The sequence below is a fragment of the Pedobacter sp. AC212 genome (assembly GCF_979258625.1).
The window spans coordinates 2,595,449-2,615,741 of the sequence record NZ_OZ409870.1 but is presented as its reverse complement, the minus strand read 5'-3'; the positions used below and the strand labels follow the sequence as shown (position 1 = coordinate 2,615,741).

At 39.3% G+C, this 20,293-nt stretch carries 15 protein-coding genes and 1 riboswitch; of the genes, 7 read left to right on the top strand and 8 right to left on the bottom strand.

The features are described from left to right. Nucleotides 1-3: 3 nt before the first annotated feature. Nucleotides 4-708, top strand: coding sequence for a response regulator transcription factor (locus ACZZZC_RS11380; protein ID WP_265801422.1), 705 nt, complete (start codon nucleotides 4-6; stop codon nucleotides 706-708). 38 nt (nucleotides 709-746) lie between these two features. Here ACZZZC_RS11380 and ACZZZC_RS11375 read toward each other — a convergent pair whose 3' ends face one another. Continuing rightward, complete coding sequence (locus ACZZZC_RS11375; RefSeq protein WP_463486058.1) at nucleotides 747-1,280, bottom strand: hypothetical protein; 534 nt, start codon at nucleotides 1,278-1,280, stop codon at nucleotides 747-749. 267 nt (nucleotides 1,281-1,547) lie between these two features. Next, nucleotides 1,548-1,650: riboswitch (TPP riboswitch) on the top strand. A gap of 87 nt (nucleotides 1,651-1,737) precedes the next feature. Here ACZZZC_RS11375 and ACZZZC_RS11370 point away from each other — a divergent pair. The 4 genes from ACZZZC_RS11370 to ACZZZC_RS11355 are packed head-to-tail and all read left to right on the top strand — an operon-like array spanning nucleotide 1,738 to nucleotide 4,423. Further along, entirely contained in the window at nucleotides 1,738-2,454 is a 717-nt protein-coding gene (locus tag ACZZZC_RS11370) for a class I SAM-dependent methyltransferase (protein ID WP_463486057.1), read from the top strand. A gap of 6 nt (nucleotides 2,455-2,460) precedes the next feature. Next, complete coding sequence (locus ACZZZC_RS11365) at nucleotides 2,461-3,504, top strand: AIR synthase family protein (protein WP_463486056.1); 1,044 nt, start codon at nucleotides 2,461-2,463, stop codon at nucleotides 3,502-3,504. After that, nucleotides 3,495-4,151: a thiamine phosphate synthase gene (locus ACZZZC_RS11360; RefSeq protein ID WP_463486055.1), complete on the top strand. Its 657-nt coding sequence runs from the start codon at nucleotides 3,495-3,497 to the stop codon at nucleotides 4,149-4,151. The genes ACZZZC_RS11365 and ACZZZC_RS11360 overlap by 10 nt, the downstream gene beginning before the upstream one ends. Before the next feature lie 2 nt (nucleotides 4,152-4,153). Then, a complete protein-coding gene (locus tag ACZZZC_RS11355; protein ID WP_265801430.1) occupies nucleotides 4,154-4,423 on the top strand; it encodes a Trm112 family protein in 270 nt (89 codons plus the stop codon). A gap of 139 nt (nucleotides 4,424-4,562) precedes the next feature. On the opposite strand, the gene ACZZZC_RS11350 is transcribed toward ACZZZC_RS11355, so the two are convergent. The 7 genes from ACZZZC_RS11350 to ACZZZC_RS11320 form a co-directional block, all read right to left on the bottom strand. Beyond that, entirely contained in the window at nucleotides 4,563-6,863 is a 2,301-nt protein-coding gene (locus tag ACZZZC_RS11350; RefSeq protein WP_463486053.1) for a GH92 family glycosyl hydrolase, read from the bottom strand. Beyond that, nucleotides 6,860-9,079: an alpha-N-acetylglucosaminidase gene (locus ACZZZC_RS11345; protein WP_463486052.1), complete on the bottom strand. Its 2,220-nt coding sequence runs from the start codon at nucleotides 9,077-9,079 to the stop codon at nucleotides 6,860-6,862. Before ACZZZC_RS11345 ends, ACZZZC_RS11350 begins: the two co-directional genes overlap by 4 nt. Nucleotide 9,080: 1 nt before the next feature. After that, nucleotides 9,081-10,295, bottom strand: a complete 1,215-nt coding sequence (locus ACZZZC_RS11340; RefSeq protein WP_463487260.1) for an acyltransferase family protein — start codon at nucleotides 10,293-10,295, stop codon at nucleotides 9,081-9,083. Nucleotides 10,296-10,344: 49 nt separating this feature from the next. Continuing rightward, the gene (locus ACZZZC_RS11335) at nucleotides 10,345-11,325 is read right to left on the bottom strand and encodes a purple acid phosphatase family protein (RefSeq protein WP_463486050.1); all 981 of its coding nucleotides are present in this window, start codon (nucleotides 11,323-11,325) and stop codon (nucleotides 10,345-10,347) included. A 97-nt stretch (nucleotides 11,326-11,422) separates the two neighbouring features. Then, entirely contained in the window at nucleotides 11,423-13,021 is a 1,599-nt protein-coding gene (locus tag ACZZZC_RS11330) for a RagB/SusD family nutrient uptake outer membrane protein (RefSeq protein ID WP_463486049.1), read from the bottom strand. An 11-nt stretch (nucleotides 13,022-13,032) separates the two neighbouring features. Continuing rightward, nucleotides 13,033-16,074, bottom strand: a complete 3,042-nt coding sequence (locus ACZZZC_RS11325; protein ID WP_463487259.1) for a SusC/RagA family TonB-linked outer membrane protein — start codon at nucleotides 16,072-16,074, stop codon at nucleotides 13,033-13,035. 68 nt (nucleotides 16,075-16,142) lie between these two features. Beyond that, nucleotides 16,143-17,030: an inositol oxygenase family protein gene (locus tag ACZZZC_RS11320; RefSeq protein WP_463486048.1), complete on the bottom strand. Its 888-nt coding sequence runs from the start codon at nucleotides 17,028-17,030 to the stop codon at nucleotides 16,143-16,145. Nucleotides 17,031-17,512: 482 nt separating this feature from the next. Between ACZZZC_RS11320 and ACZZZC_RS11315 the strand changes: the two genes are divergently transcribed. Next, nucleotides 17,513-18,520: a LacI family DNA-binding transcriptional regulator gene (locus ACZZZC_RS11315; RefSeq protein ID WP_463487258.1), complete on the top strand. Its 1,008-nt coding sequence runs from the start codon at nucleotides 17,513-17,515 to the stop codon at nucleotides 18,518-18,520. A gap of 120 nt (nucleotides 18,521-18,640) precedes the next feature. Then, on the top strand, nucleotides 18,641-20,269 hold the full coding sequence (locus ACZZZC_RS11310) for a sodium/sugar symporter (protein WP_463487257.1): 1,629 nt from the start codon (nucleotides 18,641-18,643) through the stop codon (nucleotides 20,267-20,269). Nucleotides 20,270-20,293: the final 24 nt, after the last annotated feature.

The following is a 20,293-nucleotide window of genomic DNA, read 5'->3' as shown; positions in this document are numbered from 1 at the left end:
AACATGAAATATGATATCATAATTATTGAAGATGAGGTTGACTTGGGAAATGTGATTTCGGAGTATTTAAAACTTCGGGGTTTTAGTGTACTCTGGTTTAAAACCGCTACCGAAGCACTTGAACATTACCGCCAGCATCAACTCGACAATAAACTCATGATTGTAGACATTCAACTTCCTGATATGAACGGCTTTGATTTGAGTACAGAAATTATGAAGCTTAACCCCAACCAGGCATTTTTCTTTTTAACGGCACATAATGAAAAACAGGATCGCCTACGCGGATTAAAAATTGGCGCCATTGATTACATTTCCAAACCATTTGAAATTGAGGAACTGGTGCTTAGGATTGGAAATATCGTAAATAAGTTCTCAGATACCACGATTATCTCCAAAACGCAGGTGGCCGGCATCATTAAAATTGGCGACATCAGCTATCAAAAAGATCAGCTTTTTGTGCTTTTACCTGATGAGAAAGAAATCTCTTTGACAGTGAGGGAAGCCGAAGTTCTGGATCATCTATCGGCAAATATCAATCAGGTGGTAAAGAAAAAAGACTTGCTTTTGGCTTTATGGGGCAATGATGATTACTTTAATGGCAAAAGTCTGGAGGTTTTTATTTCCCGGCTAAGGAGGCTTTTTAAAGCTTCTGCCCAGGTGAGTATAGAAAATGTTTATGGACTCGGTTATATCTTAAAGGTGAAATAAAATTGAAACTAAATCCCTTTTCAACAATATTCAAGTGGTTATAATTTTATCTTTTGAACCTCATTGAGATTGTCTCGTAACGAAGAAATCTTTTCTCTTGCCCAAACCCGCAGTCGTTCATCCTGCACACCCTGGTTAGATGAAGCTTTTACATGGAGTCCGATCAGGGTTTGATCAGAATCAATAAGCATTGTCAAGAGCGTACGCAAATGCTCCTCTCCCATTTTTTTATCGGCATTCTCCAGGTTAAAGACATGCTTCTCTGAGAGATTGAAAGTATCCGTATCCTTTAAAAAATCAAAGCTAGCCAGATCGTTATTATAAGCGGTGGAAGATAATCTCCTTTTGTTCACAAGGTCAGCAAGTGCAGGATTTCCCTGGCTTTTTTCCAACCTAGCCAATATATCGTTTTGATAAAGATGCTCCTGTTTTACAGAGATGGCAAATTGTTTGCCATCCATCACATAGCCTTTTTCATCTTCTTTATGGCAGGCACTGATGAACATTCCAATCAACAAAAGAAGTCCAAAAACACCTGTTCTTTTTTTTAGAGAAATTTGTTTACTAATCAATCTGCCCATTAAATATGTTTTGTGATGGTTTAATATTTCTTAAAATCTTCAAGGATAATTGTTTTCGTCATCACCCAAAATGACGATCAAATCTGTTAAGAGTAAACATGCCCAGGCTTTTTAAAGTTTAAAATTTTTATTTTTTTCCTGCAGGAATCAAGCATGTTGTTTTGAAATCCTGAAATTGAAAACAAGAACGCAAATACAGTAATCCACTAAATGATTACAGAAAATTATTTCAACTTTAACCAGAATTTATATATTTGCTGCTGTTGCACGGGGTGCTTTTAACAAAATGTTAAAGGCTGAGATGAATACCCGCGAACCTGACACGGATAATACCGGCGTAGGGATGCACCTGCTCAAATAGATTGCGGCCAACCCGGCTGTTTGAATTTAAGCGCTGTTCACTATCCGAAATCCGGTAAACAGTAAGGCGTTTAAAATTTTCAAGCATATGCAATTAGAACAAAAAAGTTTCAATGTACTTTCCGAAAAGCTTAGCAACTGGCAGGGCCGAAAGGAATGGTTTTTTAACCGTGAACATACCGACACCTACGAACAGTGGTATGAAGGCCGGTACAAACGTGCCGAAGTTTGGCAAAAAAAGGTGATGGCTGAACTTGTGGGGAAGGATAAAAACATTAGCGAGTTATTGGAATTTGGCTGTGGCACAACCCGCTTTACTAGATGGTGGAAAGAAATAGGGATCGAAGCTACTGGCGGCGATCTTTCGCCATTTATGCTGGGGCAGGCAGTTCATCTTTTTGATGGCGATCTGGTCAATGCCGATTCACACTTTATGCCCTTCAAAGACAACAGCTTTGATGCCGTGGCCTTCATTACCACATTCGAATACTATCGCGATCCCGTTCAGGTGATCAGGGAGGCTGCTCGGGTAGGCAAAAAAGGAATTGCATTCGGAATGATGAATAGAAATTCACCAAAAGTGTTGAGAAGAAGAATTCAGGAAATCTTTGGCCAAAACCCCTTTTATCTTACCGCAACATTTTATACCCCAAAGTTGCTCAGCCAAAAGATTCATGAAGCGTTAAAAGGACGTGAATATACCATAGAATGGACCTGTACAGGACTTCCGAAGTGGTTTCCTATGCAACAGTGGAGCTTGCCGATTGGTGATTTTTTCGGTTTATATGTTCGATTTAATGACTGATAGAATATGAGCTCAGGAAAAATCAACAATACGGAATTTGAGGATATCATTTTGAAAAAAACCGGAAAAGACCGTAGCGAAATACACTGTGGACCAGCTTTCGGAGTAGATGTATCTGTTGTGAATTTGCCCAATGGTTTGGCTTTGGCCATGACCAGTGACCCACTTACGCTCATCCCCTCCCTCGGTTTGCAAGAGTCGGCCTGGTTATCGGTACATCTTATGGCTAACGACATGGCTACCACCGGCTTTGCACCCATGTACGCACAGATGGTTTTAAATCTGCCCACTTCACTCAGCGAACAGGATTTCAATACCTATTGGACCTTTGTGCATCAATATTGTAGCTCGATTGGCGTAGCCATTACGGGCGGGCATACCGGAAGGATTGAAGGACAGAACTCCACGATTTCCGGAGGTGGTACAATGATGCTTTATGCCCCTCGCGAGAGCATTTTGTTAAGCCGATATGCACAACAAAACGACCTGATCCTGGTAACCAAAGCCTGTGCGTTATCTTCGTCAGCAATTTTGGCGATGAGTTTCCCCGAAACGGTGAAGAATGCTATCGGAAAGGAACATTATGATCTGGCTTGTAACTTGTTTTATCAAACATCCAGTTTGGCTGAGGCTTTAATAGCGAAAGAATTTGGGAACAATGCTGTTAGCGCCATGCATGATGTAACTGAAGGTGGAGTTTTAGGAGCGGTTTATGAAATGGCCATTGCTTCCGGTAACGGGGTCGAAATCGAAAACAGTGCAATTCCCGTAAGCCAAACGGTACAGGAAATTTCTGACTTGTTTGGCCTTGATCCAAGATTCACTGTAGGTACCGGCAGCATGGTTATGGCAGTAAATAAGTTTCAGGCAAATGCACTTATAAAAAAGTTAGCAGACCAGCATATTCAGGCCACTATCATTGGAAAGTTTACATCAAGAGAGCGTGGGTACAAGCTCATTACCAATGGCGACGTTACCGACTTACCCTACTTTTCTACTGACCCTTATTGGAATGCATTTTTTACTTCAAAACAAAAAGGATGGAAATAGTAAAAAAAACAATCGAGGGCGGCATTTATTTGGTAGTGGATCCTGCTTTGGAAAGGGAAACATTACTCAAAAGCATTGAATTGGCATTAGTTGGAGGAATAAACATCGTACAAATATGGGACAACTGGCCTGCGCAAGTTGATAAGTTGTCGCTCATTAGCGACATCGCCAGGCTTTGCGCCCCCTACTCTGTTCCGGTACTGATTAATGAGGATTGGAAATTGCTACTTGAAACCGATCACCTCGACGGCGTACATTTTGATCAACTACCAGGTGACCTGCTGAACATTAGACAGGCTGTAGGAAGAAAAATCATTATCGGAGTAACCTGCTCGGGCCATCTGGATACCGTCCACAGCGCAAACCAGTACAACATTGACTATATCTCCTTTTGCGCCATGTTTCCATCAAGCTCAGCTGGGAGCTGTGATATCGTTTCGCCAGAAACGGTACAACAAGCCAGAGCGATTACCAATATTCCATTTTTCGTTTCAGGTGGAATGACTCCAGAGAACACCGCCATGTTAAAACTAAAAATACCATTTGATGGTGTTGCTGTAATTTCAGGAATACTTGGAGCGAGCAATCCCGAAAAGGAAGCAAAGGCCTTTCAACTTGCACTAAATAACCAAAAGAATAAGATATGAGAATGAAAACCATAAATAAGTTATGCTGTCCTTTTGATAAGGCGGATCTTCAATTGAAAATTTTTGTAAAAGACACCAACTTGAATGTACTGGAAGGCATTTTATCCTGCTCAGCATGCCAAAGAAACTATCCCATTGTACATGGTGTGCCCATTATGTCGCCTGATGAATATCGGCAGATTGAGCTCGAACAGCCCATTATAGAAAACTGGAAGATTGAACACGGACTGGAAGAAATCCGCCTTATTCCCGGCCAAATCGATCAAAGTTAAAACATTTTCATTTTGCCTACATCTTGTTCAACTATACAAAAATGAGCTTGATGTAGGCAATGTCACCTGTAGCAAGCTTTCTTATCATGATGAAATTGACTTGCATTCGAGGAAAATCGGGACTGACCGCAGAACGAAATTAGAACGTGTAGTAAATCAATTCACCACCCCTAATCAAATCTGCGTGATTTAATCGATAGCCTTTTATAGCTTTCCCATTGAGTACTATTTTTTTAATGTAGCCTTTACTTTTCTGCCCTGATATCTTTTTTATTTTTAGGGTTTTACCATTTGGGAAGCGCACCAATACTTCATTAAATGAGGGTGTAGTTGCTTCATAAAATACTGAAACCGGATCTACCGGATAAAATCCGAGTGAGGCAAAAACGTACCAGGCCGACATTTGGCCAGCATCATCGTTTCCGCTTAAGCCACCTGCTCCCTCATCGTATTCTTCATTCAGGATTTTGTTAACCTGCAGCTGGGTTTTCCATGGCGAAGCGGTAAAATTGTACAGAAAAGGTATTTGATGACCAGGCTCATTTCCATGCCAATATTCCTGTTTGTTAAACAAAGAATCTAATTCATTCTCTAGTTTCTTAGGTCCACCCATTAACTTAACCAAACCTGGTACATCTTGAGGCACATAAAAACTATACTGTCTCGGCGTCCCTTCTGTGATATAAGGTTCACGGTGATCGGCAAGAAACGGTTCGAACCAAGTTCCATTCTTGTAACGCCCTCTCACCATCCCGACACTTGTATCGAAAACATTTTTATAGTTTAATGCCCTTTTATCTAGCGCATTAAAATCTTCTGTTTTACCCAAATCTTTTGCGATTGTACTCAATGCATAGTCATCAAATGCATATTCTAGCGTTCGGCTAACCTGCTCCTTTTTATGAAACGCATTCGGAATGCTATCTTCCATCGGGATATAGCCATATTTTAGATAGCTGTTTATTCCCCGTCTGCCTTTTCCATTTAGATAATCTGCAGAATCTGGCATCTCGAAAGCATTTTTCCTCATGAGTTGATAAGCTTTCTGGATATCATAATCACGAATCCCTTTGTTGTAAGCAGAAGCAATGAAAGCAGTTGAATGATCGCCAATCATCGCAGCAGTATAACTATTCCAGCATGGAAAAATAGGTAACCATCCACCCTGCTCGCCTTTTGATATTAACGATTGAACAAAGGCATTGGCCAGCTTTGGCTGCAACAATTCCACCAAAGGAAGCTGAGCCCGGTAAATATCCCACATGGAGAAATCATCGTAATAATTTCCCTTAGCTATTTCGCGTTGATAGTTTCCAGCAAAACGAGGGTAACCGCCATCAACATCATTAAAAAGCCTTGGATGTTGCTGGGCATGATAAAGTGCCGTGTAAAATATTTTTTTCTTTTTCTCATCCCCACCTACAATTTTAATTTGTGAAAGCGATTCAGACCAGCTTTTTCTGGTCTTGCTTCTCACCTCCTCGAAACTTAATGAGCCAATTTCTTCTTCCAGATTGGCTTTTGCAGCTGCTATACTGGTAAAAGAAGTTCCGGAAGATATGACAATTTGCTCGCCGTTTTCCAGTTTGAACCCAGCATAAACGCCAATGTTTTTCTTATTGATTATGGATGTTGCAGTATCCGTTCTGCCTTCGCTAAAAGTACCGCTTCTAGTAAATTTTCTATTAATTTTGATGAAGAAGTAGCCGCTAAAACCAGCAGGCTCTCCCCATCCCTGATAAATACGATGAACAGGATTGTAGCCAGAGATTTCACCCTTTGATTGATCAATTTTAATGAAACCCTTTTCCTGATCGCTATTTGGGCTAATTAACAGATAAATACTGTCTGCTTTTAATGCCTTTACCCGAAGCATACCACTGCGGAGCGTAGCCGTGATTTCTGTTTCCAACCGATATTTCTGAAACACTGCCTTATAATAATCCGGCTGCGAGATCTCGCCTTGATGACTATAATTTTCGGCATAATCATGGGCGGCAGTTTTCAATTTTCCGGAAATTGGCATGATGGTAAAACTGCCATAATCCTGCGTACAAGAACCACTAATCCAGTGACTGGCTCTAAAACCAAAAATCTTATCGTTATTGTAATAATATGGTGCCAGACATTTTTTCTCGCTAAGCTGTGTTTGCGGTGTCCATTGCGTCATTGCAAAAGGCGGTGCAACTGCCGGAATGGTATTCGCCAAGCGCTCCGTTTTATCCTCAACATGTTGGCTTGCTTTCGTGGTACTGCCAGAAGTTCCAGAAAATGGCTGGACATATCGAATCAAATCCTTTTGTTGCGCAAAAGAAGAACTAAAAAACAGGCAAATGATCAACGTAATCTTCACGAAGAATGCAAACTCATGTTTAAAAAAACCAGTAACTGCTTTTTCGGCCAAATCTGTCGAGTAATTAGTGTTAATCGATTGAATCATTGTTTTTTCTGATGGGCTTCTCCAATTTCTTTTCTGTATTTCTTATACATCTCAATGGAAAGTGTTACCGGATTTCCAACTGTTTTAGTAGGATAATCCTGGCGTTTGTTCACCCACTTCCATTCCCAATCTGCTAATTCAGCTTCAATGGCTGCAACATCCAGTTTCTTATTTTGGATGATCGCATTACTCGCTTTAGCAATAAACATTTGCCAGCGTGGTTTATAAAAATCACTTAATAATCCGCTCCATTGGCGGCAAGCATATTCATTTAGCGGACTTTTAGCATCGCCCCAAAGGGTGATTAAATCTTTCGCATTCATTTCGTAAAGCGCCTTTTCTTTTTCGGTTTTGCCCCATCTTCTCGCATCGCTTACCCATGGACCAAGTAAAAAGTCTTGTCTTGAGGCTAATAGTTTGTCCATGTCATCAATCAAATTTAAAAATCTTTTGCTCTCGATCTGGAATGCCTGAAGATCCTTTCTTTCATATGCAGCAACAAATTTTCTTTGAATCGGCAAGGCATAATTGGCGAGTACCTGGCGGGTTAAATCAACAATATCGTATTGATAACCATCACTGGCTTTACAATTTTTACTGGCTTTTATCAACGCATCCCATGCTGGAAGTAAATCCTTCTCATGATAGTTCAGCGTAGTTTTCGCCCATCGTGAAAGGGAATCTAAAGTTGGTCTGGCCTGAATTATAGATTCTGCACCATCTCTGATATATTTGTCAGCAGGTACATTGTAAACCGTTTTCCGTAAAATTTTCCAAGCATCTTGTGCATGCTGATCCTTGGTTCCATAACGGTTGTTAACAAATTTAGGGAGCCATTTATTTAAATCGATTGGTGTTTTTTGCCAGGTATTGGCCATCATCAATTCATATAAAACCGGATTTTGTTCTATCCCTTCCATGCTCAAACCGATACCTTTCATTTTACCACTTTTTGGATTGGCCAGCGCTTCGGCGGGTGCGGTTGCCACCACATCCATGCGACCAAATAAATTGGTGTTGCCGCCAAAATTGTGAAGCATATTCCAAATCCAGGGCTTACCATAAAAGCCTTCCGTTCGTTTCCAAACGGGTTCAATTTCTGTAGCCAGATCCAATAAAATCATTTTATCGTCCGGAACTGCTTTTAACAAAGCTTCGGTTTGCGGCTCTTTCCAAAATTTTCTGTCACTATAAAAAAGCCATCCTTGCATCACCCAAACGGCTTTTGGATCGGCCTGAGACATTCCATCATAAATTCTTGCGCTCAGTTTACCTAAATAATCAGGTGCTGATGATGGTGGCTCATTTTCATTAAAGGTATCTGCAGAATAAAGATGATCCGTTCCTAACAGTTCCGTTTGCTTCTCCAGAAACTTTTTACCTATTTGGGCAAACATCGGATCTTCAGAATCCAGAATATAAGTATCTGCAAAACCATTGGTCCAGTTGGTTGCTTTTAATTTTGCATTCGGGTATTTTGCCTTAAAGGCGGCAGGAACGTGACCAGTAAATGCCGGAAGCACAGGTTTCATACCAAGTGCCCGCTCCCTTTGTAAAATTTTCTTTTGCAAATCAAAGTGTTCTTTCATCCATGAAACAGGTAAAGGACCACCCCATCCATCGATGTTGCCCATCCAAAACCATGAGAAATATGCCGGACCAGTAAAAAAGCCACTTAATTCTTCATCAGAAAAACCCATTTCTTTATATAAAAGATACCAGGTATATTCTTCGCCGGTAATTGCCAGTGGCATATTGATTCCGTGTAAAGCCATCCAATCAATCTCTTTTTCCCATCTGGCCCAGTCCCACCAACTCATACTGTAGTTAAATGTACAGTAGTTCAAATAGTAACGATATTCGTAAGGCGTTTCTTTTCGCACTTTGGCTGGTACCTTTGGAAGCGTAGCAGGCAGTTTTAAATTAGTGCCGTTCCAGGTGATTTGACAATGTGCGTACTCAGTTAAATAGTGATAAAATGCTGAAGCGATGGCCACGCCGCTTGAACCTCTTAATAGGATTTTGTTGCCCTTGCTTTCAATTTCGAAGATATCTTTTCCATCTTTGGCGTTCAGTTTTTCCGTGAGAAAATACGATTGATGCTTTGGAACCACCCTTGCAATAAGTTCGTTTGATGTTTTTAAATAATCTTGCGACCACGATTTGCCGTAGCCCAATAAACAGATTGCAAGAACAAAAAGGAATTTCAATTTCATATCAAATTTTTAAGAACCACTTCTTATCGTAAAGAAATTTAAGGATAAATAATTGGATGCCGAGGATTGCAGTCCACAAAAGTGCCGATTGCCAGATTGCCGGAATCTTTTGAACTAAGCCACCGAAAATAAAAACCGCCGTAGATTCAAAATTAATCAGGCCATGGGCACAAACGTATATGAGGATGGAGTTGCTGCCAATCCACAGAAATGGAACACACCATTTTTTAATCGACTGCACATCAATAACATAATAAAATAGGGTAAATAACAAAATGCTACATCCGCCAGCAAATAATACGAAAGTACTGGTCCACATGGTTTTGTTAATGGGAAAAATGATCGACCAAAGTAAACCTAAAGCGATACATGCAATACCTGCAAGAAATAATTTGAATACTTTTTGCTTGGATGAGCTTGATTCGGATTTAATAAAAGTACCAGTAAATATACCAATCATCGCAGAACAAATTGCAGGAATATTGCTTAAAATTCCTTCCGGATCGTAAACAATTCGATGGAGTTTCCCTGGCAAAAGTAACCGATCTATATAGGCTGATAAATTTCCTTCAGGTGTTAGCACGCCAGCACCAAAATGAGGAACCGGAACATACATCATGATAAAATAATAACCAAAAAGGATGGCTAAAAACCAGATGACTTGTTTAGGTAGCGAGAAGTTCAGATAAATCAGAGCAGCGAAAAAAGTAGAAAAAGCAATTCGTCCGAGTACACTGGCAAATCGAGTATTTTCAAAACCATTCCACTGCAATAATCCATTCACAATAAAACCCAGTACAATTAAAATCAAGGTTCGTTTGATCAACGAATAATAAACCTGATTAGAAAGGCTTTTGTCTTTCGCCCTATTTTCAAGATATTTTTGGTACGAATAAGGCATTGATACACCTGAAATAAAAATAAACAAGGGAAAGATCAAATCGTAGAAAGTAAAGCCGTTCCATGGAGAATGGTGCAGCTGATTGCTGATACCGACCATCATTCGCTCTAAAAGTGACAAATTTTCTGTAGCTATAATCTGCCAGTCTTGATGGTTTTGAGCAAGGCCATGCTTTTGCTTTACGGCGTTGGCTAAACCATGGAAAATCCCTTCGCCGCTAATAATCCAAAACATGTCGAAACCACGCAAGGCATCCAAAGAAATTAATCTTTTTGGTTTACTTACTGGCAAATCGATCCTGGCGGTTAATTTCATTTAAATGTTGGTGGTGAAGATTATTGATTAATTTTTGCTTCCGCAGGAACTATTTTTTTATTGCAGTTTGATAAATCACGTAGCCTTCGTCGTTAATCACCTGAACATTTAGGCTGTTATTGCTTACAGAAAACAGCATAAAGCCATACTCTGATGCGACCATCTGGGCATCAGGAATCAGTTTAACCGGCGTTTTCTCTGAAGCTGCACCAGAAATGAAATGATGCGTTTTGCCTTCAGGTTTAATATACTGCAAACTATGCTCGTGCCCGGTTAAATATACATCAACCCCATTGCGATCTAGCAGTGGTTTCAATGAATTTCTAATGGCTTTGGTATCATAACCTTCCGTTCGGCTACCACCGGTAAACATTGGATGATGGCCTACCACAATTTTCCACTTAATGGAGGAATCTTTTTCGGCAAGTGTTTTTTCGAGCCATTTTTTTTGAGCCGTCGTATCCTGACCTTTCACATTTGGTCCGTATTCGGCGTTTTTGTAAAACTCAGGAATCAATGGATTGGTATCTATAAAAGCAATTAAAACCTGATTATTCAGATCTCCATTGATGGGGAATTTCTTTGAAAAGTATCTTGCAGGCATTTTCCAGCGTCTGCTGATTTTTGAGTATTCAACCTGAGCATCGGGATTTGACTTATAATCGTGGTTACCGAGAATAACATACCAGTCCCATTGCAATGAAAAATCAGTGTAGATATCTTCAAAAGAATATTTAAACAGCGGATCTTTTTCGCTGATGACACCGCTAGGGTAAAAATTATCACCTGTGGAGATTATAAATTGAGCCTTGACATCTGCAGCAGTAATTCCCATTTGTTTCGCTACCTGTTTCTGGTGATCGGCACCATTTCTGCCCCAATCGCCCATGGCAATAAAATTTAAAGTACCAATTTCTTTTTTGAGGGTTTTTGTTGCAGTAACCGTTTCTGAAGGATTTTTTGTGATTATTTGCGCAAATAAAGATCCTGCAGAAATAAGTGGAAGAAGAAATAGTAGTCGTTTATTCATGAAAATGAATTGGGTCTTTTAATGAAATGGATAAAATTTTAAAAAAGAAATTTCTCTAAAGATAAGCCTAGAGAAATTTCTTTTCATGTTATCCCAATTAATTGTAACCAGGATTCTGTTTTAATTTCGGGTTTAAGATCATTGCCGAATTAGGAATTGGCATCAGGCGGTGGAAAGTTTGTGCATCGGTTTTGAAACCCCAAGATCCTTCATACTTACCAAAACGAATCATATCGTTGCGGTGCCAGCATTCCCACGAAAGCTCTCTGCAACGCTCTTTGTATATATCTTCCAATGTTACAGAAGTCCACGCTGGTGAAGTGGTTCGCACTGCTCTTAACTGATTTACCAATGATAATGCAGTTTGACCTTGTGTTGGAGTAGCGCCTCTTAATATCGCTTCTGCTTTCATCAACAAAATATCTGACAACCTGAAAATGGGCACATCATTATTTTGATTTCTGTTTGAGGAAGTACTATCGCAATAGAATTTATTGTTGCGGTAACCCATGTTCCAGGCCACTTCATCATTTCCAACGTCGAATGGTCTCGATGCATCTCTCAAGGTTAAATTAGGTGTAATATCGACCTGATAAGTAATTGGAGCGGAAGCATCTGCACCAGTGTAAAACTGGTCGTAACCTTTTTTGGTTGTAGCTACAGTAACCGGGCGGCCATCATAAAAAGTTTGTAAACCTCTGATCCATTGCGCATTTCTTTTATCATTAGGATCGTTGAAGTTTGCATAAAATTCTGGCAAAGTACTCATTGGTGCACTTGGCGTATGTTTAAGACTATATTTCGCCTGCAATGATCTTGGTAAAGAATACCTCGAATAAATCATAAAACCGTTACTATATCCCGGATCGTAAGGGATTGCAAAAATAAATTCTTTTGTTTGAGGTCCGTTATCAATAAAGAACATCTTTCTGAAATCAGATTCTAAACTATAAGGTGATCCTGTTGCCGTTGTAATCAAATCGCACATGGCTACGGCTTCATTATAACGGGCAGTTCCGGTATACACTTCAGAGTTAAGATACATCTTCGCCAAAATCGCATAAGCGGTGTATTTGTTCGGTCTGCCATAATTTGCTGCACCTGTAGCTATGCTTAGGCTTGGTAATATATCTTTTAGTTCTGCCTCTATGAAAGTAAATACTTCTGCTCTCGGTTTGGTTTCTGGAGAAGTTGTTTCGCCGAATGAAGTTACAATAGGGATATTGCCCCACAAGTCCATCATCATAAAAAGGGCTAAAGCTCTTGTTGCACGAAGCTCGGCTATTGAGGTAACTTTCGCAGGTGATTCTGGTGCATCTTTTAGTAAAAACAAGCTCTGGTTTGCTTTACTAATCACACCCGAAAGCCATCCCCAACCACTACTAACATGTCCGTTATCTTTAGTCCAGGTATGTTTATGGTGCATTTCATAAGTTCCGCCATCATACCAGTTACCACCTCTTGCAGGCATAATCGCCTCATCGGTACTTAGCGTTTGCATGAAGAAATAATCGGTACTCCAACCCTGACGAAGCTGTACGTACACCTGGCCAGTAAGCTGAACAAAATGTTGCGCCGTTTGCGGAAATGTTTCTGGGGTTAACTGAGTTTCAACTTTTAAATCCAGTTTATGGCAAGAGCTTAACACACCTAGTGTTAAAGCTGCACCTGCGATATATTTAATAAGACTTTTCATCTTTTTTGATTTTAATTAAATGATACGTTTAAGCCGAACAAGAATGTTCTGGTTTTAGGATAAAAGTTATTGGTATCTACACCCGGAGCAATACCGCCCTGGTTAATCTCCGGATCGATGCCTTTGTAACCAGTGATCACAAAAAGATTGTTAGCAGTAGTATACAACCTCAACGAGTTTACACCTGGGATCAGTCCTTTTTTGAATGTATAACCCAGGGTGGCGTTATCTAGCCTCAAGTAACTACCGTTTTCTAAAAAGCGGCTTGAATATTTGTAGGAGTTAAAATCTGATGCTGATTCGTTTTCTACCTCAACCGGGATATTGGTGAACTGTGCTGTGCTTGGGCGGAACAAATCGGCACGTGTTACATTCATGATTTTGTTACCCAAAACGGCTCTCATAAAAATACTTAAATCGAAGTTTTTGTAACGAACATTGTTGCTCCAACCGATTAATGCTTTTGGCTGTGCATTTCCTAAAATATAATAGTCAGTTCTATTTAGTAAACCCTGCGTTTTAATATTGCCTGCCGCATCGTAATATTGCGAAACACCGTTGGCATCTTTCCCTGCATATTTAAAAGTATAGAATGTTCCAATCGCCTGGCCTGGTGCTAAAATTTGTAATGATGCACCACTTTGACCTGCGCCATCAGGAGTTACGGTTAATCTGTTATCGATATTGAAACGAGTATCAGATAAGGTAATGATTTTATTTACGTTTCTGGCAAGATTGATGGCTGTTGTCCAACTGAAATTATCGCTAATTACCGGCGTACCATTTAAAACCACCTCTATACCTTTATTGCTTAGTTTGCCCACATTTGCGGTAAGCTGACCAGAAGGATAAAGGTTTTGATCAACATCGAACGTTAAAATTAAATCAGTAGTTTTTTTGTTATACCAATCTACCGAACCTCCTACTCTACCACCGAATAAGCCAAAATCAACACCTAAATTTGTGGTTGCTGTTCTTTCCCAGCGTAAATCTTTGTTTTCATTTTGGATGGCGCCATATGCACCCTCTCTAGGTGAACCATTGTAATAAAACTGACCTACCTGACCATAAATCAATTTGGTTGTTAGTGGCGCAAAACCCAATGAATTCCCGGCAATACCATAACTTCCACGTAATTTCAATGACCTAACTACGTTTTGATTTTTCATGAAATTTTCCTGGTCAAGGTTCCATGCTGCACCAACTGATGGATAGTAACCCCAGGTTTCATTTATACCGAACACGTTAGATCCATCCCTCCTAATCGATCCCTGAAGTAAATACTTGTTTTTATAATTATAGTTTACTCTTGCAAAATCAGAAATCAACAGAATTTCCTGATAGGTAACACCAGGATTAAAATCTACCCTGAAATCGGTTACCGCGTAAGGATTACCTAAACTTAAGTTGTTATAACCCACCTCATTTACAGGAAAATTAGTAGACGTTGATTGGAAACCATCGTTATTTAAAGATTGTTGATAAGAATAACCAACCACCGCATTAATATCATGATCGCCAAACTTTTTGTTCCAGGTAAGATAAGTTTCTATAATCTTATTTGTGTTTTGATAAGCATTTCTTACTGCTACACCATTCTGACCCACTAAAGAGACGAAAGTTGGGTTTGCTGGCGGATCTGGCGTGTTTCTTACGTTGTTATAACGAGAAGTATAAATGCTGTTGTAAAACGCACCATACACATTTTGGGTATTTTGATAAGATACGTTTACATCATATGTAAAACCAAAAGGAAGTTTTAAGTTAGCACTCAAGTTCCCTAAGATATTTTTAGTTTTTAAATTTTCTTTCGCATTCTCCAACATCGAAACCGGGTTATAATAACTGGTTTGAACCAAGTTATCAAAATAACTACCGTCGGCATTTCTTACCGGTGCAGTTGGCAAATAAGTAAGCATTTGCGATAATATCGTGTTTCTGTAAGGAACCAGATCTGCATTACTTACAGAGTTGCTTAAGTTGAAAGAGATTTTCAATTTATCATTGAAAGCCTTTTGCTCAACGCCAATACGACCAATAAACCGATCTAATCCGCTTGTTTTAATTATCCCCTGCTGATTGAAATAGTTAACACTTGCATTATAGGTTGTTTTTTCGGTACCACCACTTAATGAAACGTTATGGTTTTGAGACATGGCATCGCTTCTTTGCACTTCATCCTGCCAGTTTGTATTTGCACCTTTATCATTTGCTGGTGTTAAAGCAGAGTTTGTTTTCGCTAAAAAAGCCCGCAATTGGTCGGCATTCATCATATCATAGCGATTGGAAACATTTTCAATTCCAAAATAGCCGTTATATGAAATTTGTGTTTGCCCACTCACGCCTTTTTTAGTAGTCACCATAATTACACCGTTTGCCGCCCGGTTACCATAAATAGCCGCTGCAGCTGCATCTTTTAATACATCAATAGAAGCCACATCATCTGGTGCAATAATTGAAATATCTGCGCCAACTACACCGTCGATAACGAATAAAGGAGATTGAGCGCCTTCACGAAGTGTAGATGCACCTCTCATGATAATCGCGGCGTTACGGTTTGGATCTCCACTACGGCTAATATTTAGTCCCGGAACTTTACCCTGTAACATCTGGCCAACATCGCTAATGGCGCCTTTATTTAAATCTTCGCCTTTAACGGTTGATATTGAACTTGTTAACGCTTTTCGGGTGCTTTTACCGTAACCCACCACTACAACATCAGTTAGTGATGCCGTTGCTTCTGAAATGGTTACCTGATAAGTTGAAGCGGCCTCTACCGTTAGTTCTTTGGTTTGATAACCTAAAAAGCTAAAAAGGATTTTGTCGCCAGTTTTTGCAGAGATCGTAAAAGATCCTTCTGCACCTGTTGAGGTAACTTTGCTGGTTCCCTTTACAGAAACCGAAGCACCTATGATAGGCTGTTTGGTATTATCTATTAAGTTACCGGAGACTTTTCTTTCTGTTTGGGCAAATGCCATATTGAAAGACTGGCCGATAAGTAAGAACAGCAAAAGAAAGCCGCCATACTTTATGCTCGTAAAATTAAACCTCATGATTTTTGTAGATTTAGGTTCATAAATGGTTAGTTAAATTTGTTTAATGTATATGTTTTGTTTTTGTGTTAAAATTTGATGGTTGCCGGTAGGTATTTATTAACAAGCGCCTCGTAGTAAGGCTTTAATTCTTCCCAGCTTTTTTGATTAGGATTTTTAGAATATAAATCATAAGGGTTGAATAATCTTACCCATTTAAACATTTCGTGGTCTTTCTCACTCATTAAATGATCGTAAGCATTTTCTTTATGTTGCGAATAAAACGAGTGATAACGCAGCATGTATAATCCCGGTTCAGGGATATATGGTTTCATCATGTGATAAACATACTCATCGTGCCCCCAAGACATATGAACGTTATCGAGGCCGCAGTTTTGACTGTAAACACCCAATTTAGTTTGGTACTCTGGATTCTTGAAATCAGGATTCAGTTCAAAAAATTCCGGGTAAACAATTTTATCTGAATAAGCACAACCAACTGGAAATGTATCGCCCACAACTGCCCATTGAGGCTCACCGTAAAGGCAAAGCACTTTTCCCATATCATGGATTAAACCAACAAGCACCATCCAGTCCGGGTGACCATCATTTCTAATGGCTTCTGATGTTTGAAGCAGGTGTTGCATTTGATCTAAATCTGTATCCGGATCAGAATCATCAACTAATTTGTTCAGAAAATCAAAAGCACTCCATACAGGCATTTCTTCCTTATCAAACTTCAAATAATCAGCTTTTTTCTGCTGAACAAAATCATAAGTTTGGTAAGTGTGGTTCAGTTTATAAAACTCTTTTACACCATCTTTTTCGGTTTCGTCGTAGTTTCTAAACTGTTCTTCTTTTTTGTCTGAATTGATATTGGACGGGTCTGGATAACGGATTAATAAATCCTCTTCCCATTGATCAATATTCTTCAATGGATTCTGATCTTCCTTCGAAAATATTTCTTCGTTTCTCATAAGGCTAGAAATAATTTGGTTAAAATATGCTTTGTTTGATGATCTAAAGTTGAGTTTTTGAAACCTTAGATTTTTATGATTTGGGATTTTTATTTACGTAAACGATTAAGTAAATCGTGATATTTTAATATAAATCACTGATTAATAATATCTTGCAATTTTACTCTGTACAGATTGATGCAGCGTTGGGTTTTATTAAGCAACCAAGAATGCTGGCACCTAAATAACTAAAGCAGGTAGGCAAATTGTTATTATAATTCCTTAGTTTAGTAGCAACGAATTTGTTACGTTGCATGCAACTTTCAAATTCGTTTTTGATAACCAGACAATCATCCCTGTAAGTGAGTCGTGGAGAAACAAGGCATATTATCATTGGATACATATCTTCCAATTTTGGTTTGTAAATCCAGCTGAAATGATCATCATTACGAGATGAAAAATGTTTTTGGTTATCCAGATTAACTAACAAAACGAGTAACCAAATGTCGGGAGAGGTAAATATCAAAAGACTTGCGCAGGAGTTAAACCTGTCGATAGCAACTGTCTCAAAAGCACTTAATGATAGCTACGAAATTAGCTTAAAAACAAAAACAAGGGTATTAACACTAGCAAAAGAACTTAACTACACTCCAAACCCTGCGGCCAGTAATCTACGTAGCAACAAAACTAAAACCATTGCGGTAATTATACCGAACATAGCCAACAACTTCTTTTCCCTGGCCATCAAAGGAATAGAAGAAATTGCCAGGCAATATGGTTATCATGTGCTCATCTATCAAACACATGAAGATATTGAGATGGAAATGTTATTCACCAATAGTTTACTTAACGGCCGGGTAGATGGCATTTTGACCTCTGTATCAAGCAACGAATACAATAATGATTATTACCGCGATCTGGTTAAAAAAATTCCGCTGGTTTTTTTCGATCGGGTTTATGAATCTTTAGATGCCTTTAAAATTACCACTGATGATTACCAGATTTCCTTTAATGCTACCGAACATTTAATTGAGTGTGGCTGTACTCAAATTGCCTATTTATACGGTTTGGAAAAACTACCTGCCGGCCGAACGCGATTTGCCGGATATAAAGATGCACTGGCGGCACATGGTATCAGCATCGATGAAAACCTTATTTTACACTATCAGCCAGAAGAAAATGAGAATGTGGCCAACATTATCAATTTGTTCCAATCGCATAAGCCAGATGCAATTTTCTCCTCGATAGAAGAATTTGCAATTCCAGCTTACCTTGCTTGTAAGGAATTAAAACTTAAAATTCCAGGTGACGTAAAAATTATCAGCTTTTCTAACCTGAGTTCTGCAAAGTTGCTCAATCCTTCTTTAACAACTATTACCCAACCTGCATTTGAAATAGGTATTGAGGCTGCTAAATGCCTGTTTAAAATCTTAACTAAACGTGGTATTGGAGATGATCAAAATATTGTGCTCAAATCGGTGCTCATCAAAAGAGAATCAACTGGTTGCTAAGAAAAACCTGCTTAAAATCGGTTAAAACCCGAAAACGTTTACGTAATTAAATACCTTCTTTCATCCGCTTTGATTCGGATTTTTTCTGACTTTTAAAAAAACCAAATATATTACAACGCTATGAATCACCTTTCAGCGCTTGACTGTGCCGTTTTCTTTTTGTACTTCGTTATCGTTTCGGCCTACGGTTATTATGTTTATAGATCTAAGAAACAAAAGAAAACAGATACTAAAGACTATTTTCTGGCTGAAGGATCTTTGACATGGTGGGCTATTGGAGCATCCATCATTGCTTCAAATATTTCTGCAGAACATTTTATCGGTATGTCTGGCTCTGGCTTTGCCATGGGACTGGCCATCGCCAGTTACGAATGGATGGCTGCAGCAACGCTCATTATTGTAGCGGTTTTCTTCCTTCCAATTTACCTTAAAAATAAAATTTATACCATGCCACAGTTTTTATCTACCCGGTATAACAATACCGTAAGTACATTAATGGCTGTTTTTTGGTTGCTGGTTTATGTGTTTGTTAACCTTACCTCTATCTTTTTTTTAGGTGCTATCGCCATAGAAACCATTACAGGAATTCCTTTTAGTACCTGTATCATTTTTCTGGCCATATTCTCTGCATTAATTACCCTTGGGGGGATGAAAGTGATTGGCTATACAGATGTCATACAGGTTTTTGTTTTGGTTATCGGCGGATTAATCACTTGCTACATGGCACTCAAACTGGTGTCGGAAAAACTGAATGTAGATACCGTTTTAGGTGCGCTGCCGATGTTACGCACCGAGGCTGCTGATCATTTTCACATGATATTTTCAAAGGGCGATAAGTTTTACAACGAACTTCCAGGTGTGGCTGTTTTGGTTGGCGGTTTGTGGATTAACAACCTAAATTATTGGGGCTGCAATCAATACATCGTTCAAAGGACTTTGGGGGCAGATTTAAAAACCGGAAGAAGCGGATTGATTTTCGCTGCCTTTTTAAAATTGCTAATTCCGGTTATCGTAGTGATTCCGGGTATTGCTGCTTTTGTGCTCTACCAGCGTGGCTATTTTCAGGCAGAAATGCTAGATAGTTCAGGCGTACTCAAACCAGATCATGCCTATCCGGTATTAATGAACTTATTACCTATTGGCGTAAAAGGAATGGCTTTTGCAGCATTAACGGCAGCTATTGTAGCTTCGCTAGCAGGAAAATCAAACAGTATTGCCACCATTTTCACCTTAGATATTTATAAAAAATATATCAACCCAACTGCAAGCGAAACACGGATGGTTGCCGTTGGGCGATGGTCAGTGGTCATCGCATCGGTAATTGCCATTATTGTTGCTCCGGCGTTAAGAAGCTTTGATCAGGTATATCAGTTTATCCAGGAATATGTCGGTTTTATTTCGCCGGGTGTATTTGCCATTTTTTTACTTGGCTTTTTCTGGAAACGAACAACATCAAGGGCAGCACTTTGTGCCGCACTGCTAACCATTCCTCTTTCCATCTTCTTCAAATTCCTGCCCTCAATAAGTCAGGGTTTAATTGCTGATATTCCTTTTCTGAATAGAATGTCGTGGGTTTTTGTGACTATCATCGTGGTGATGGTGGTAATCACACTTACCGATCCTAAAAGTAAGAACAATCCGCAGGGCTTAGAGATTGATAAGACGATGTTTAAAGTTACGCCGGCATTTATGGTTGCATCTGTAATTATTGTAGGCATTATGGCCGCCCTTTATACAGTTTTTTGGTAAAAATTAAATAGTACGCTAAATATA

What these genes read in the sequence shown, in the direction of transcription:
- ACZZZC_RS11380 (WP_265801422.1), top strand. Translation starts at nt 4, where the DNA reads ATGAAATATGATATCATAATTATTGAAGATGAGGTTGACTTGGGAAAT.
- ACZZZC_RS11370 (WP_463486057.1), top strand. Translation starts at nt 1,738, where the DNA reads ATGCAATTAGAACAAAAAAGTTTCAATGTACTTTCCGAAAAGCTTAGC.
- ACZZZC_RS11365 (WP_463486056.1), top strand. Translation starts at nt 2,461, where the DNA reads ATGAGCTCAGGAAAAATCAACAATACGGAATTTGAGGATATCATTTTG.
- ACZZZC_RS11360 (WP_463486055.1), top strand. Translation starts at nt 3,495, where the DNA reads ATGGAAATAGTAAAAAAAACAATCGAGGGCGGCATTTATTTGGTAGTG.
- ACZZZC_RS11355 (WP_265801430.1), top strand. Translation starts at nt 4,154, where the DNA reads ATGAAAACCATAAATAAGTTATGCTGTCCTTTTGATAAGGCGGATCTT.
- ACZZZC_RS11350 (WP_463486053.1), bottom strand. Translation starts at nt 6,863, where the DNA reads ATGATTCAATCGATTAACACTAATTACTCGACAGATTTGGCCGAAAAA.
- ACZZZC_RS11345 (WP_463486052.1), bottom strand. Translation starts at nt 9,079, where the DNA reads ATGAAATTGAAATTCCTTTTTGTTCTTGCAATCTGTTTATTGGGCTAC.
- ACZZZC_RS11340 (WP_463487260.1), bottom strand. Translation starts at nt 10,295, where the DNA reads ATGAAATTAACCGCCAGGATCGATTTGCCAGTAAGTAAACCAAAAAGA.
- ACZZZC_RS11335 (WP_463486050.1), bottom strand. Translation starts at nt 11,325, where the DNA reads ATGAATAAACGACTACTATTTCTTCTTCCACTTATTTCTGCAGGATCT.
- ACZZZC_RS11330 (WP_463486049.1), bottom strand. Translation starts at nt 13,021, where the DNA reads ATGAAAAGTCTTATTAAATATATCGCAGGTGCAGCTTTAACACTAGGT.
- ACZZZC_RS11325 (WP_463487259.1), bottom strand. Translation starts at nt 16,074, where the DNA reads ATGAGGTTTAATTTTACGAGCATAAAGTATGGCGGCTTTCTTTTGCTG.
- ACZZZC_RS11320 (WP_463486048.1), bottom strand. Translation starts at nt 17,030, where the DNA reads ATGAGAAACGAAGAAATATTTTCGAAGGAAGATCAGAATCCATTGAAG.
- ACZZZC_RS11315 (WP_463487258.1), top strand. Translation starts at nt 17,513, where the DNA reads ATGTCGGGAGAGGTAAATATCAAAAGACTTGCGCAGGAGTTAAACCTG.
- ACZZZC_RS11310 (WP_463487257.1), top strand. Translation starts at nt 18,641, where the DNA reads ATGAATCACCTTTCAGCGCTTGACTGTGCCGTTTTCTTTTTGTACTTC.